The following is a 14,181-nucleotide window of genomic DNA, read 5'->3' as shown; positions in this document are numbered from 1 at the left end:
TCTCAAAAATGATCAAAACGCCGTACTACCTCATCGATAAACAGAAACTTCTGGTGAACATGCAGAAGATTGCTTACGTGCGCGAGCAGTCCGGCGCCAAGGCTCTGCTGGCGCTCAAGTGCTTTGCCACCTGGTCGGTGTTCGACCTGATGCAGCAATACATGGACGGCACCACCTCGTCGTCGCTGTATGAGCTCAAGCTCGGTCGCCAGAAGTTCGAAGGCGAAGCGCACGCCTACAGCGTGGCCTGGGCCGACGATGAAATCGAAGAGATGCTGGATAACTGCGACAAGATCATCTTCAACTCCATCAGCCAGCTGCAGCGCTTTGCCGAGCGCAGCGAAGGCAAGACCCGTGGTCTGCGCGTCAACCCACAGGTGAGCAGCTCCGACTACCTGCTGGCCGACCCGGCGCGCCCGTTCAGCCGTTTGGGCGAATGGGACCCGGTGAAGATAGAAGGCGTGATCGAGCAGATCTCCGGTTTCATGTTCCACAACAACTGCGAGAACGGCGATTTCAGCCTGTTCGACAAGATGCTGGGCACCATCGAAGAACGCTTCGGCGCGCTGCTGCACAAGGTCAAGTGGGTCAGCCTCGGCGGCGGCATCCACTTCACCGGCGAAGGCTATGCCATCGACGCGTTCTGCGCCCGTTTGAAGGCGTTCTCCGAGAAGTACGGCGTGCAGGTCTACCTGGAGCCGGGAGAAGCGGCGATCACCAACAGTGCTTCGCTGGAAGTCACCGTGCTCGACACGCTCTACAACGGCAAAAACCTCGCCGTGGTCGACAGCTCCATCGAAGCCCACCTGCTGGACCTGCTGATCTATCGCCTCAACGCCAAGCTGGCGCCAAGCGAGGGTGAACACACCGTCATGGTGTGCGGCAAATCCTGCCTGGCCGGGGACATCTTCGGCGAATACCAATTTGATCGTCCGCTGGCCATCGGCGATCGGCTGTCGTTCATCGACACCGCGGGCTACACCATGGTCAAGAAAAACTGGTTCAACGGCCTGAAAATGCCGTCCATCGTAGTGAAACAACTCGACGGTACCGTCGAGGTGGTTCGTGAATTTGGTTACGACGACTACCTGTCCAGCCTTTCGTAAGCTGGCGGATAAAGGAGAGATAAAGCAATTGAAAAAGAACGTTCTTATCATTGGTGCAGGAGGTGTCGCCAAGGTGGTGGCCCACAAGTGCGCGCAGCACAACGACGAACTCGGTCGTATTGCTATCGCGTCGCGCAACATCTCCAAATGCCAGGCCATCATCGACAGCGTCAAGGCCAAGGGTAGCCTCAAGGTTCCCGCCGACATCCAAGCCTTCGCGCTGAACGCCCTGGACGTGGAAGCGACCAAGGCCCTGATCCGCGAGACCGACTCGCAGATCGTCATCAACGTAGGTTCCGCCTTCCTCAACATGTCGGTGCTGCGCGCCTGCATCGATACTGGCGTTGCTTACCTGGACACCGCCATCCACGAAGAGCCGGGCAAGGTCTGCGAGACCCCGCCGTGGTACGGCAACTACGAATGGAACCACCTGGAAGAGTGCAAACAGAAGAACATCACCGCCATCCTTGGCGTGGGCTTCGACCCGGGTGTCGTCAACGCGTACGCCGCGCTGGCGCAGCAACAGCATTTCGACCGCATTGATTCGATCGACATTCTCGACGTCAATGCCGGCAGCCATGGCAAATACTTTGCCACCAACTTCGACCCGGAAATCAACTTCCGCGAATTCACCGGGCAGGTGTGGAGCTGGCAGAACAGCCAGTGGACCAGCAACACCATGTTCGAAGTCAAACGCACCGACGACCTGCCGGTAGTCGGTTCGCAAAACCTGTACCTGACCGGCCACGATGAAGTGCACTCGCTGTCGAAAAACCTCGACGTGCCCAACGTGCGTTTCTGGATGAGCTTCGGCGAACACTACATCAACGTGTTCACCGTTCTGAAAAACCTCGGCCTGCTCTCCGAAAAACCGGTCACCACCGCCGAAGGCCTGGAAGTGGTGCCGTTGAAACTGGTCAAGGCCGTACTGCCCGACCCGTCTTCGCTCGCCCCTGGCTACACCGGCAAGACCTGCATCGGCGACCTGGTCAAAGGCACCAAAGATGGCCAGCCGCGTGAGATGTTCATCTACAACGTGGCCGATCACGAAGAAGCCTTTGCTGAAACGGACAGCCAGGGCATTTCCTACACCGCAGGCGTGCCACCAGTGGCCGCTGCGCTGCTGGTAGCACGTGGCGAGTGGGACGTGAAGCACATGGCCAACGTCGAGGAACTGCCGGCCGAGCCGTTCCTCAAAGCGCTGGACGTGATGGGCTTGCCGACTCGGATCAAAGACGAGAACGGTGACCGTGCGTGGGATGCGACTGCCTGAATAGGCGGTAGTTGACCGAACAAAAAAATGCGCCCTCAGGGGCGCATTTTTTGTGGGTGTAAATAGATAGTCGCAGAACAGTGAGGATCTAAATGTGGGAGCTGGCTTGCCTGCGATAGCGGTCTTGCAGTGGCGGATGTGTTGGCTGACCCACCGCCATCGCAGGCAAGCCAGCTCCCACATTTTTGGATCTGCGCCGCGCCTGTTATCCCTGAGGACTCGGCGCCCGCAAGCACCACCATCACGAGACCATCATTCGAATTCACTGAAGACCAAATGGTGGGAGCTGACTTGCCTGCGATGGCGGTGGTCAACCAACACACCCATCACTGAAACACCCCAATCGCAGGCAAGCCAGCTCCCACAGGGCATCTGACACCTCCAGGTGTTTTCGCACCGCTTCACGACCGCGTTCAGCTCATAGCTCGCAGGCTTCACCCTCGTCGTTGAAGAAATAGATATTCTCGTGCTTGTAACCCCAGCGGCCTCCCCGCTCACGGATGTGCGGTTCGAAGGTAAAACACGCCACTTCGTCGAGACGCCGAAGGTTGCCCGCTTCAATATAAAGCCGCTGATCACGCTGTTCGCAGAGGCTGTGGCCAACATTGGCGGCAAAATCCAGGTTCTCGAAACCGGCCGTCTCGATCAGATCATTGGCAAATTCATACAGCGCATTGAAGGTGGTTTCAGGCCGCACAAAGCGTCGCATGCTGTCGTGCAATGCGCGTTCGGCCCCATGGCCCCGGCTGAATTCGACCCCTGTCGGCATCGCCCGGCAAATACCGTCTTCCATGTAAAACGACCGCGCGCAATCGCCCCACTGGCTGCCTGACCTTGGGCTTAGATCCACGGTGATCAGGTTGTGGCTTCCCACCCTTTCCTCAGCAGGCAGATAGTCGCGACCCGACACGGACAGCAGGCTGCGCGAACCTAGCAATACAAAGGCCGGGCAGTCGTAGTACCAGGTGTCCGGGTAGCCGGCGTCGGTGAGTAACTGCGTGGCAATTCGGGCGATGCTCGCTTCTGTCGACTCGGGCTTGATGCACGCCACAAGTTGCTGCAACACCGACTTGGCGGCGGTTTGAACGGCAAGGTTAGGCAACATCGGCACGCTCCGGCGACTCGTCGCGTCGGTCATGTTTTCGAGGTTGTGATAGTAGCAGCCGGCATGAGGGCGTACGGTGGTTCGTAGTGTCCGCCCACTCGGCGGCTCAAGGAGTCCCCCCCCATGCAGACAACCTGGCTGATCACTGGCAGCTCATCGGGCATCGGCAAAGCCCTTATAGAACAACTGCTTGAACGCGGCGATCGAGTGGTGGCGACGCTGCGCAAACCCGAAGTTTTGGACGAACTGAAGGCGCGCTATCCCGAGCAACTGTGGCTCGCGCAGCTGGACGTGACCGACACGCCCGCCATCCGCCGCGTGATCAAACAGGCCTTTACCGAGCTGGGGCGCATTGATGTGGTGGTCAGCAGCGCAGGCTATGCGCTGTTTGGCGCGGCGGAGGAAGTCAGCGACGAACAGATCGACCAGCAGCTGCAAACCAACCTGGTGGGTTCGATCCAGGTGATTCGCGCGTGCCTGCCCTTCCTGCGTGAACAAGGCGGCGGCCGGGTGTTGCAGGTGTCGTCCGAAGGCGGACAATTGGCTTATCCGAATTTCAGCCTGTACCACACGAGCAAGTGGGCGATTGAAGGTTTCGTTGAGTCAGTGGCCCAGGAGGTGGCGCCATTCGGCATCGAATTCACATTGGTGGAACCCGGCCCCACGCGCACCAACTTTGGTGCGGCCCTGGTGAGCCCGCCGCCGATGGCGGTGTATGACCAGACGCCCGCCGGGGATGTGCGCAGGGCGGTGGCCAGTGGTGGGTTTGCACTCACCGGCGACCCGGTGAAGATGGCCAAGGCGATGCTGGAGGTGGCCGCTGTGAGTCCAGCGCCAAAACGGCTGTTGTTGGGCACCGGTGCGTATGAGCGTGTGCACGGGGTGTTGACCGAGCGGTTGGCGGCGTTGGAGCAGCAGCAAGAGGTGGCGCACAGTACCGAGATCGACTGATCGGGCGCGTCGATAAACGGTGCACTGGGTTTGCGGCTCATCGACTGTTCACTGCGCGCAGATCCAGACACAGAACCCTGCTGGTCAACGCCTGCGAGGATTTGGCACCCGTCGGTGGAATTGCATCCCGCCTGGCCTTTGAAATCGACGGCTCCCAACGCGATGTCGCGCTAGGCATCTGCCGAAAGCTCGAAGGTGTCCAGTTGTTGTTGGACAAAGCCCTGAACGTGGCCCACTCGACGGCTTGAGATAGACGAGGTAGAGCGCCTGAGCTATCTTCGGGCGCTCTATCGAAAGCCCAAAACAGGAAGTTACCGCTTGAGCACGTCGCCCCTACTGCGAGGCCGCACCTTCGCCCTCCTCGCCGGCCTGGCCTTTATTGCCGTGGACCAACTGGTCAAACTGCTGGCCCTGGTTTCACTGCACGCCAACAGCTTCAAAATCGGCTCTAACCCGATCAACCTGGCGCTGGAACTGAGCCTCAACCCCGGCGCCTTCCTCAGCCTGGGCGCCGCGTTGCCGCCGCAGGTCAAACAACTGATCTTTATCGTCGGCGTGGCCATCGTGGTTGCCTGGGCGATGGTGTGGTCGCTGTCCAACTGGAGCCAGCCATTGCGTAAAGTCTTGCCGCTTTACGCGATTGCCCTGGGTGGTATCGCCAACTTGATCGACCGTGTTTTTCGCGACGGGCAGGTGGTGGATTACATGGTGCTGAACGTGGGGCCGACGCATACCGGCGTGTTCAACATTGCCGATATCGCGATTACGGCCGGGGCGTTGTTCTTGATGCTCGATTTGTTCGTTAAGCCGCGCAACGCCTAACCAGCGAGGGGATTTGAGGGCACCAACCCTGAGTCCCCAGGCCATCAAAACACCGACCACCCAATCCGCTCGCTCAACAACTCCAACGCCTTCATCCCGGCCAGCGAATTGCCCGCCGCATTCAACTCCGGCGACCACACGCACACGGTGAACTGGCCCGGCACCACCGCGACAATCCCGCCACCTACCCCGCTCTTGCCCGGTAAACCCACGCGATAGGCAAAATTGCCCGCCTCGTCATACAGCCCGCTGGTGGCCATGATCGAGTTGACTTGCTTGGTCTGGCGCGCAGTCAAAATCTGCTCGCCGCTGTGGGCACTCACGCCCTCGTTGGCGAGAAAACTGAAGGCCCTGGCCAGGTCCAGGCAGCTCATTTGCAACGCGCAGTAATTGAAGTAGCTGTGCAGCACTGCGTCCACGTCGTTGTGGAAGTTGCCGAAGGCTTTCATCAGGTAGGCCATGGCCGCGTTGCGTGCGCCGTGCTGGGCTTCGGAGTCGGCGACGACGCTGTTGACCAGGATCTGCGGGTTGCCCGACAGGCGCCGCACGAAGTCGCGCATCGACAGGATCGGCACGGCAAAGCGCGACTGGTTGATGTCGCAGATCACCAGCGCGCCGGCGTTGATGAACGGGTTGCGTGGGCGGCCGCGTTCGAATTCCAGCTGCACCATGGAGTTGAACGGTTGCCCCGACGGTTCGTGACCCAAGCGTTCCCAGATGGTTTCGCCGCCGTGGTCGATGGCCTGCACCAGGCTGAACACCTTGGAAATGCTCTGCACCGAGAACAACGTGTCGGCATCACCGGCGCAGTAAGCCGAGCCGTCGTTGCCGTACACGGCGATACCGAGTTGATTGGCGGGCACATCGGCCAGTGCGGGGATGTAGTCGGCGACTTTGCCCTGGCCGATCAGTGGACGAACTTCGTCGAGGATCGACTCGAGCAGCGCCTGCATGTCTTGTCCGGTCATTGTTTCTTTGAATCAGTGATAAACGGGGCGCGCAGGATACCTGAAACGCGCCGCTCAGGTGGCGCAGTAGAGAACGTGAAGTCCAGCAGGGCGACACAGCGTTTGCATAGGGTGTGCATGGGTCAACTTCCAGGTAGGGATCGCTCGTCAATCAAAGGAGTCCAATAGCCCGTACACTGCGCCGCTGCGCTTACTCCACGAGGACTTTTGCATGAAATTGATGATTGGTTTGGCCGCCCTGTTGCTGGTATCGGCCTGCTCGACCCACTCGCCCACCGCTGCGCCGGCGCAGGATTCCGCCGCATCCACCTGCCTGGCGGGCGGTGGCACGATGAGGCAGGTCGGCAAGTTGCAGAGCTGGAAGTGCATCACGCCGTACAGGGACGCGGGCAAGGCTTGCACCGATTCGAGCCAGTGCGAGGGTGAGTGTCAGACCAGTGTGACCACGCAATCGGGCAACGGCCCTGTAGCGGGTACGTGCCAGGTGGATAACAGCCACTTCGGCTGCTCGGCGACGGTGGAGAAAGGCAAGCTGGGCCGGGCGATTTGTGTGGATTGATGGGCGCCGCCAAAACAGTCCAGGAGCGGGCTTGCTCGCGAAGGCGCAGTGTCAGTCACTGGGTGTGTCGCTGACCCGCCGCATTCGCGAGCAAGCCCGCTCCCACAGTTTTAACTGCGTACACCTAGAAAGTGCGCGACGTTGGAGACTGGCTCATCCAGCACAGTAGGCCGAACGGTGTGCGTGAACCAAAGGGCGCCACCGAATAATGTGGGAGCGGGCTTGCTCGCGAAGGCGCAGTGTCAGTCACCGGGTGTGTCGCTGACCCGCCGCATTCGCGAGCAAGCCCGCTCCCACAGTTTTAACTGCGTACACCTAGAAAGTGCGCGACGTTGGAGACTGGCTCATTCATCACCGTCGTGCCGAGTGGTTTGCGTGGGCTCCTGAACGCCACCTAACCCCTGTGGGAGCTGGCTTGCCTGCGATGAGGGCGTGTCAGCTGACATCAATGCTGCTGACCCACCGCTATCGCAGGCAAGCCAGCTCCCACAGTTTTGACTGCGTACACCTAGAAAGTGCGCGACGTTGGAGACTGGCTCATCCAGCACAGTAGGCCGAACGGTGTGCGTGAACCAAAGGGCGCCACCGAATAATGTGGGAGCTGGCTTGCCTGCGATGAGGGCGTGTCAGCTGACATCAATGTTGCTGACCCAACGCTATCGCAGGCAAGCCAGCTCCCACAGTTTTTACGGCGTACACCTAGAAAGTGCGCGACGTTGGAAACGGGTTCATCCAGCACCGTTGGCTGAACGGTGTGCGTGAACCAAAGGGCGCCACCGAATAATGTGGGAGCGGGCTTGCTCGCGAAGGCGCAGTGTCAGTCACTGAAGGTGTAGCTGACCCACCGCATTCGCGAGCAAGCCAGCTCCCACCGTTTTCAATGAGCACACGTCAAAAGTGCGCCACGTCGGATATCTGCTCATCCAGCACATCCCGCGCCAGCGCCCATGCCTGGTCCTTGGACTCTACGACCAGCAGTGGGTAGCCCCAGGCTTTGCCGAACATCGCGGCAAATGGCTTGAGGGCCAGGCGTTGGGCGGCACTGGGTTCTACCTGGATCATGCCTTTGACGAAGGTGCGCAGCGCCTGTTTGTTTTTCTTCATCCAAATCGAGGCTTGCCTGCGCTCCTCGTGAGAGTGCTCGTGGGCGTTTTCGTCCACGGATTTTTCGTGCAGCAGCAAGAAAGCCTGCTTTCTGGCCAACAACCCTTCAAAGACCACAAAGGCATCTTCCGGGCCGCTTTCGTTGGGCGCGTCGAAGACGATTTTCACCACGGGGAACGTTGTACTGTCGAGTCGCATGGCACAGCTCCTGAATGAGAGTAGATCTCACTATAGTGACCACGCTACTGGACGGCATTGCACAGAATAGCCAGACTGTTTCGCAATTCAGCCAAGCTGCGAATCGAATATGAAGCACCACCGCCTCGATCTGCATCATCCCTCGATGTCCAAGGATGCCGACGTGTTCCCGCGTGCGGTGGTGGCCGTGAGTGCCAGCAGCACCAGCGAACGCTGGGAGCACACGCCGCACTCACATCGCAAAGGCCAACTGATGTACACCCTGCGCGGGGTGATTCACTGTCAGATCGAGGCCGGTATCTGGATCGTGCCGCCCCAGTGCGCCCTGTGGATTCCCGGCGGCCTGCCGCACGCCGCGAGGGGTTCAGGTGAGGCCGAGGTGTATTGCCTGTTGATCGATCCCGACGTCAGCGGCGCCCTGCCCGCGCAATGCTGCACCCTGGCTGTGTCGGGCCTGTTGCATGAGTTGATCGGCAAGGCGGTGAGTTTCCCGCAGCTGTATGACGAAGACGGCGCCCAGGGACGTTTGATCAACACGCTGCTCGATGAACTGGCCCAGGCACCGGTCGAAGCCCTGCATTTGCCCATGCCCCAGGACCCGAGGCTGCGACGCCTGGCGGAGAGTTTGCTGGCCGACCCCAGCGACAAGGCCACCCTCAGCCAATGGGCCGTGCGCATCGGCATGAGCGAGCGCAGCATGACGCGCTTGCTGTTGGAGGAGCTGGGCCTGAGCTTCGGTCGCTGGCGCAGGCAGTTGCATGTGATCCTGTCTCTGCAACGCCTGGCCAAGGGTGAAAGCGTGCAGCGCGTGGCGCTGGACCTGGGCTATGAAAACGCCAGCGGTTTTATCACCATGTTCCGCAAAGCCGTGGGCCAGCCACCGGCCCGTTACCTGGCGGACCGCGCCGGGGCGTCGAGTACCACGCCTGCAGCCATTTCGATGCACTCGGGCGCCTGATCAGCGCTGCACCGGGACCCGAATATCGCCGCTGCGGCACTGAGTCTTGACGCTTGCGGGGCAACCGGCAAAGCGCAATTCCTTGGTCAGGCACACGCGCACTTCGGACAGCACCTTGCCCTTGCAGATCACAGCCATGCCATGGTCGCCCATGGCCGGGTTGCTCTGGCGAAACAGGTGTTCGATGTCGCGCGCTTCCAGGTAGTTGGGCACATTGAACGGCTGCAACTGCGGCGGAATCTGCACTGTCGCCAGCGCCGCATCCGTCGCGTCCAGATAGCGCGACGCATCCAGACCGCTGCACGTGCCGTGCTTGGACCATTCATGTTTAAGCAGCGTGCGCGTGGGGAATATCAAAGCGCCCTTGGCCAGTTCCTGCGCCGACAACCGCGATTGCGGGTCACACGATGCCGGCCACCCGCCTTTGGCGTATTGCGGCCATAGCCCATGCAAGACAAACCCATAGCCCTTGCCGGAGCATTGTTGGTTGTCCGGGTGCGTGAGGCAAAACGTCGGCGACCACGACAGTGACAGCAGGTAAAAATCAAAATCTCCCGCGGGCCGCTGCTCGCGTGGCGCCGCTTGCGCCACCGTGCTGGCCAGCACCAGCCACAGCGCTATCCAGGCTGTCTTGTAGTTCATCCATCTGTTCCTTGAAAACATAGGCGCCGCGCACCGCAGGACGGTTACTCGGGGCGGTTGGGATTGCGCTGCAGTACCTTGTCCAGAACCCGATCGGTCTTCAACGCCTCGATCGCCAGCGAAGGATGCTCGGCCTCGCCACGAATGTGGGCGTTCATCGCCAGCACATGGTGCCACTGGATATGCGCATGGCAAGGTACTTCGAGCACTTCGTCGACTTCGCCTTCAAGGCGCAATGGCTGGTCTTCGAACACGGCAAAGGTGATGCGGCCGCGGCTGCCGATCAGCTCTACGCGATCTTCGCGGCGGTCCGCAACGAAGTTCCAGCAGCCCATGCCCAGCGCGCCGGAACCGAAGGTCCAGCAGGCCGTCACCGCATCTTCGGCGGCATATTCCCCGGCCTGTCGGGCGGTAAACCCGGTGACTTCGACGATATCGCCGGCCAGAAACTGAAACAAATCAAACCCGTGGCTGGCGAGGTCAGCAAAATAGCCGCCACCGGCAACAGCCGGGTCGGTACGCCAATTGGCGGCACTGGCGTCCGCGGCGGCCGGTGGTTTGCTCAAGGTCCAGATCACTTGGCGCAATTCACCGATGCGCCCGTCTCGCAGCCAGTCACGCACCTGCTCAAAGCGCGGCAGCGAGCGGCGGTAGTAGGAAACAAACAAGTGCAACCCGGCGCGTTCGAAGGTGCGCTGCATCAACGCGCTTTGCTCAGCGTTGAGGGCCATGGGTTTCTCGACACAGCAATGTTTGCCGGCGGCCGCCACCATCAGGCTGTATTCAAGGTGGCTGTCAGGCGGTGTAGCGATGTACACGGCGTCCACTTCAGGGTCGTCGATCAGTGCCTGAGCGTCGGTATAGAAGCGCGCAATGCCGTGGCGTGCCGCATAATCGCGCACCGCCTCCTCGCGACGCCCCATCACGGCCACCAGTGCCGAACCTGGCGCTTTGTAGAAAGCGGGTCCACTCTTCAATTCAGTGACACTGCCACAACCGATCATGCCCCAACGTACGGTAGTCATCTGTTCTCCTCGTCCGTTTTCATCAATCGGTCAGTATCCACATCCCCACCCGTGCGCGCCATAAGCACTTAGCATGACAATTGCATTACACTTTTATGACATACATCCCGCTGCGGGGGCACACACGATGAAAATAAGGGCCACGGTCATTTGCGAACACGAGGGGCATATCCTCTTCGTGCGCAAGGCCAGATCGAAATGGGCATTGCCCGGCGGCAAGGTCGAGCGCGATGAGCGCCCGGTCGGCGCGGCCGAACGAGAGTTGGAAGAAGAAACCGGATTGAACGTGGACGGCTTGCTGTACTTGCAGGAATTGAAGGCCCGCGACACCGTGCACCACGTGTTCGAAGCCTCGGTGGTGAATATCGCCGAGGCACGACCTTGCAACGAGATCGTCGATTGCCGCTGGCACGCCTATGCCGCGCTGGACGAACTGGACACCACCGACGCCACCCGCCACATCGTTAAATCCTTCCTACGCCGTTTGTAATTCCGCGCTCTGCACGCTGTCCAGCCAACCTCGCTTCACCACGCCATTCGCTTTCTGCCGTTCGACAAAGGATTTGACGAACGCGGCAGCGGCCGCATGCGCCACCGAAACCGCGCGAGAGTCGCCGAATAGGGCATCTTCGAAAGATGGGCCGGTTAGCCTGAGAGCCTTGCGCGGTGAAAATTGTGGGAGCGGGCTTGCTCGCGAAGGCGGCATGTCAGTCAATGAATTCGTACCCGACCCACCGGCTTCGCGGACAAGCCCGCTCCCACATTGGGTTTCCCTACCGTCAGGTAACTTGCAACCCGCCGCTGCACAGCGAAGAAGCGCTTTTGTTGTAACCCATCAGGGCGCGGTGCTTTGCTTTTGATCGAGACTCGGCCCCAGAAAGGTGACCGACACTCGGGCTGTAGTGCCAGCACTGGCGCCTTCGCGGCCTCGCTAAAGCTCGACGGCTCCCCACTGGATCTGCACAGGAACGTGAACGCTAAACCACCACTTCCCGCTCCAATACCAAGGTAATCCCGGTCTGCCCGTACGCCTTGGACACCCCATTCATGGCCTTGAAGTCGGCAAAATCCTCACCATCATTCGGGTCCATGTACCCACCGCCCGGCCGCTCCATCACATAGTGCAGGCCAATCAAAAACGTCGTCACCACGATCAACGCACGCCGGTTCCCCGCCAGCGCCGGAGGTTTGCCATGAATCACCGGGAACCCAGCCTTGATGCATTGCTCCTCGCACTGCGGGTAGAGCACCGACAGCGCCGTGGCCAGAAACCCATCCATGTAGATCGTCACATTCAACCCCAGCGAACGCGCCGCCAATGCCACGTTATGCGGGTAAGAGTAACCCGCCTTGGTCGGGTCGAAAGGCTTGACCACTCCGCCCGTAATGGCGCCGGAGGTGATCTTGTACAGCTCGACTTCACACATGTTGGTGCGCAGGGCGTCAGTCGCCGTCAGGCCTGCGGGCAAGGTGCCGCCCAGTTCCACGGCGGCGCACAGCAACGAGGCCGCCCCACAGGAAAATCCAAAGGCTTGTTTCTTTTTAGCAGCCGGCATATGCAACTCTCGAGGGTGATCGTGAGTGCATAACAGCTCAAGAGCGCGGTTTATTCCCCGCGACCTGGGGAAGTTTCTCGCGGCTTTTGGCCTGCCCGCGCTGGTACAACGCCTCCACCAGTTTCTGCCGTTCATCCTGGGGCAGATTGCTCGCGAACTGCGCCAGTGTCGTGTCCACCAAGGCCCGCAGCGCGGCGTCGGCCTCGCGCGCCTTGGCCAGCTCCGTCACCAGCACTTCGCGATCAAGGCTCGGCGCTTCCAGCTGTTTGATCACGCCCAGCCGCGCTTCGCGACCGGCCATGATCAGCGGTTGGCTGTCGGCACGGTTCTGGCGCAGTAACTGGCGCAATTCCTTGCGGCGCTCTGGCGGCAATTTGATCATCGCCTGGCGCAAACCGTGCTGGTTGACCACCGCTTCGGCAGGCCGGGGCGTGGCCATCCAGTGGTAGAGGCCGCCACCCACGCCGCCGATCAAAAACACGTTGAGCAGCACCGAGACAAGCAACCACGGTTTAAGGGATTTTGGGGTCATTGCTCGGTTTCCTCGGCGTTGACGGTGAAGACGACGTCGGCATCGCCCTGATCGAAGACGCTGGGCAGCACGTCGGATGACAGCATCGGCAACGGCACGCTCAGCGACGCCACCAGCACCCCGGCGGCGATGCCGGCAATGCCCGCGCCCACCAGGCCTGCGGGCGACAGCCAGTGGGCGTAACGCGACCAGAACGACGCCCGTCGCGGTGCAGACTCACGGATCTGGCGCGCCAGCGCCGGGTCGGCGAATGCCAACTGATGGCTGTCCAACTGCCCATCCAGCCAGCTGGCCTCAAGCAATGCCTCGCGGGCGTGGACATTGCCGCTGTCGAGCAGCGCCTGGGCGGGCGCCTGCTCAGCCAGAGGCCAGCGGTGCAGGCTGGCCCCGTAGGCGTCAGCCAGGTGCGCAAATCGTTCAGGTGTCATGGTTTTCCCCTTCCTGGGCGGGCGAGCCCGGGTGTGTCGGCAAGTTGACTGCGCAACTGGCGTCGGGCCCGCGACAGCAGGCTCTCCAGTGCCTCGACGCTGATGTTCATCAGGGCCGCGGCGTCGATATTCGACAGCTCCTGGTAGTACTGCAACACGATGGCTTCGCGCTGCCGCTCGGGCAAGGTCGCCAACGCGGCGGCCATCCTTGCACTGCGGTCGGCCGTTTCCAACTGTTCATCAAGGGCCGGCGCGCCGTCCGCCAGTTCCAGCACCTCGTCTTCGTTCAACGGGCGCTCCTTGCGCCGACGCAACCGGTCGTGGCACAGGTTGAGTGCCACGCGGTGCAGCCAGGTGTCGAAACGCGCTTCGCCAGGCCGCCAGTTGGCCGCCTGGCGCCAGATGCGCAGGAAACTTTCCTGGGCCACGTCCTTGGCCTCGTCGGCATCCCCGAGGATCCGACTGGCGAGCGCGAGCAAACGCGGAAGCTTGCGCGTCACCATTTCGTTGACGGCAGCAGGCTCGTTGTTGCTGATACGCGCCAGTAGCTCAACGTCCGGATCAGTGTCTTTCAATCGGGCAGTTCTCAATGCACTGGCTAAGGTTCAGGGTTCAGCGGATCCAGTGGCCTTCGCGCCAGTACCAGTTCGGGCCACGGGATTCCCAGTGCCCGGGTTCCCAACGGGCATTGCGCACCACCTCCTGCCAGTGGCCCGGCACCCAGGCATACGCGCCGTGCATCCATTGCCAGTGGCCACGGTCCCAGACAAAGCCTGGGCGTTCGGCGGGAATCACTTCAACACGCTCCGCCGGTGGCGCCTGGCGGATGATCACTTCGGTTTGGGCAAAGGTCGGGGTGCTGACAAGCGCGGCAAACGCCAGCGGAACCAGCAAGGCGTAGCGCAATTTGGCCAGTGGATTCATGGCAACTCCTTCATACGGCGGACGAAAATG

Annotated in this window: 18 protein-coding genes; 8 read left to right on the top strand and 10 right to left on the bottom strand. The window is 60.9% G+C overall.

Annotated features, from left to right (window positions below):
• Positions 1 to 8 precede the first annotated feature (8 nt).
• Both C4J83_RS12770 and C4J83_RS12765 read left to right on the top strand, forming a co-directional pair.
• Positions 9 to 1,106, top strand: a complete 1,098-nt coding sequence (locus tag C4J83_RS12770; protein ID WP_124417196.1) for a carboxynorspermidine decarboxylase — start codon at positions 9 to 11, stop codon at positions 1,104 to 1,106.
• A 28-nt stretch (positions 1,107 to 1,134) separates the two neighbouring features.
• Complete coding sequence (locus tag C4J83_RS12765) at positions 1,135 to 2,379, top strand: saccharopine dehydrogenase family protein (RefSeq protein ID WP_106577791.1); 1,245 nt, start codon at positions 1,135 to 1,137, stop codon at positions 2,377 to 2,379.
• A 418-nt stretch (positions 2,380 to 2,797) separates the two neighbouring features.
• Here the strand turns inward: C4J83_RS12765 and C4J83_RS12760 are convergent, their stop codons facing one another.
• A complete protein-coding gene (locus C4J83_RS12760; protein ID WP_250212305.1) occupies positions 2,798 to 3,517 on the bottom strand; it encodes a M24 family metallopeptidase in 720 nt (239 codons plus the stop codon).
• A 90-nt stretch (positions 3,518 to 3,607) separates the two neighbouring features.
• Here C4J83_RS12760 and C4J83_RS12755 point away from each other — a divergent pair, with 90 nt between their 5' ends.
• The 3 genes from C4J83_RS12755 to C4J83_RS12745 all read left to right on the top strand — a co-directional run bounded on the left by C4J83_RS12755 (position 3,608) and on the right by C4J83_RS12745 (position 5,257).
• Positions 3,608 to 4,435, top strand: coding sequence for an SDR family oxidoreductase (locus tag C4J83_RS12755; protein ID WP_119741740.1), 828 nt, complete (start codon positions 3,608 to 3,610; stop codon positions 4,433 to 4,435).
• Positions 4,436 to 4,536: 101 nt separating this feature from the next.
• A complete protein-coding gene (locus C4J83_RS31120) occupies positions 4,537 to 4,683 on the top strand; it encodes a DUF6124 family protein (protein WP_372239301.1) in 147 nt (48 codons plus the stop codon).
• A gap of 70 nt (positions 4,684 to 4,753) precedes the next feature.
• A complete protein-coding gene (locus tag C4J83_RS12745) occupies positions 4,754 to 5,257 on the top strand; it encodes a signal peptidase II (protein ID WP_119741738.1) in 504 nt (167 codons plus the stop codon).
• Positions 5,258 to 5,301: 44 nt separating this feature from the next.
• On the opposite strand, the gene glsB is transcribed toward C4J83_RS12745, so the two are convergent.
• Positions 5,302 to 6,210, bottom strand: coding sequence for a glutaminase B (gene glsB, locus C4J83_RS12740; RefSeq protein ID WP_119741736.1), 909 nt, complete (start codon positions 6,208 to 6,210; stop codon positions 5,302 to 5,304).
• Positions 6,211 to 6,436: 226 nt separating this feature from the next.
• On the opposite strand from glsB, the gene C4J83_RS12735 reads away from it, so the two are divergent.
• The gene (locus C4J83_RS12735) at positions 6,437 to 6,784 is read left to right on the top strand and encodes a hypothetical protein (protein ID WP_119741734.1); all 348 of its coding nucleotides are present in this window, start codon (positions 6,437 to 6,439) and stop codon (positions 6,782 to 6,784) included.
• A gap of 891 nt (positions 6,785 to 7,675) precedes the next feature.
• Here C4J83_RS12735 and C4J83_RS12730 read toward each other — a convergent pair.
• On the bottom strand, positions 7,676 to 8,086 hold the full coding sequence (locus C4J83_RS12730; protein ID WP_124417195.1) for a hypothetical protein: 411 nt from the start codon (positions 8,084 to 8,086) through the stop codon (positions 7,676 to 7,678).
• Between the two features lie 109 nt (positions 8,087 to 8,195).
• Between C4J83_RS12730 and C4J83_RS12725 the strand changes: the two genes are divergently transcribed.
• On the top strand, positions 8,196 to 9,044 hold the full coding sequence (locus C4J83_RS12725) for an AraC family transcriptional regulator (protein WP_119741729.1): 849 nt from the start codon (positions 8,196 to 8,198) through the stop codon (positions 9,042 to 9,044).
• Here the strand turns inward: C4J83_RS12725 and C4J83_RS12720 are convergent, their stop codons facing one another.
• Positions 9,045 to 9,686, bottom strand: a complete 642-nt coding sequence (locus C4J83_RS12720; protein WP_124417194.1) for a ribonuclease T2 family protein — start codon at positions 9,684 to 9,686, stop codon at positions 9,045 to 9,047.
• Between the two features lie 44 nt (positions 9,687 to 9,730).
• Complete coding sequence (locus C4J83_RS12715) at positions 9,731 to 10,711, bottom strand: Gfo/Idh/MocA family protein (RefSeq protein WP_124417193.1); 981 nt, start codon at positions 10,709 to 10,711, stop codon at positions 9,731 to 9,733.
• A gap of 127 nt (positions 10,712 to 10,838) precedes the next feature.
• Here C4J83_RS12715 and C4J83_RS12710 point away from each other — a divergent pair, with 127 nt between their 5' ends.
• On the top strand, positions 10,839 to 11,201 hold the full coding sequence (locus C4J83_RS12710) for an NUDIX hydrolase (protein ID WP_119741722.1): 363 nt from the start codon (positions 10,839 to 10,841) through the stop codon (positions 11,199 to 11,201).
• Between the two features lie 487 nt (positions 11,202 to 11,688).
• Here C4J83_RS12710 and C4J83_RS12700 read toward each other — a convergent pair whose 3' ends face one another.
• From C4J83_RS12700 to C4J83_RS12680, 5 genes are read right to left on the bottom strand one after another with little or no spacing between them, the layout of a single operon-like run.
• Positions 11,689 to 12,267 (bottom strand): T3SS effector IpaJ family cysteine protease, encoded by a 579-nt coding sequence (locus C4J83_RS12700; protein WP_124417192.1) that lies wholly within the window; start codon positions 12,265 to 12,267, stop codon positions 11,689 to 11,691.
• A gap of 37 nt (positions 12,268 to 12,304) precedes the next feature.
• The gene (locus C4J83_RS12695) at positions 12,305 to 12,799 is read right to left on the bottom strand and encodes a periplasmic heavy metal sensor (RefSeq protein ID WP_124417191.1); all 495 of its coding nucleotides are present in this window, start codon (positions 12,797 to 12,799) and stop codon (positions 12,305 to 12,307) included.
• Positions 12,796 to 13,227: a hypothetical protein gene (locus C4J83_RS12690; protein WP_119741718.1), complete on the bottom strand. Its 432-nt coding sequence runs from the start codon at positions 13,225 to 13,227 to the stop codon at positions 12,796 to 12,798. Before C4J83_RS12690 ends, C4J83_RS12695 begins: the two co-directional genes overlap by 4 nt.
• On the bottom strand, positions 13,224 to 13,802 hold the full coding sequence (locus tag C4J83_RS12685) for an RNA polymerase sigma factor (RefSeq protein ID WP_124417190.1): 579 nt from the start codon (positions 13,800 to 13,802) through the stop codon (positions 13,224 to 13,226). Before C4J83_RS12685 ends, C4J83_RS12690 begins: the two co-directional genes overlap by 4 nt.
• A 37-nt stretch (positions 13,803 to 13,839) precedes the next feature.
• Positions 13,840 to 14,151: a YXWGXW repeat-containing protein gene (locus tag C4J83_RS12680; RefSeq protein WP_106577779.1), complete on the bottom strand. Its 312-nt coding sequence runs from the start codon at positions 14,149 to 14,151 to the stop codon at positions 13,840 to 13,842.
• Positions 14,152 to 14,181: the final 30 nt, after the last annotated feature.

This window comes from Pseudomonas sp. LBUM920, assembly GCF_003852315.1.
Classification (GTDB): Bacteria; Pseudomonadota; Gammaproteobacteria; order Pseudomonadales; family Pseudomonadaceae; genus Aquipseudomonas.
Note: the sequence above shows the minus strand (reverse complement) of the source record. Positions and strands in the feature narration are given on the sequence as shown.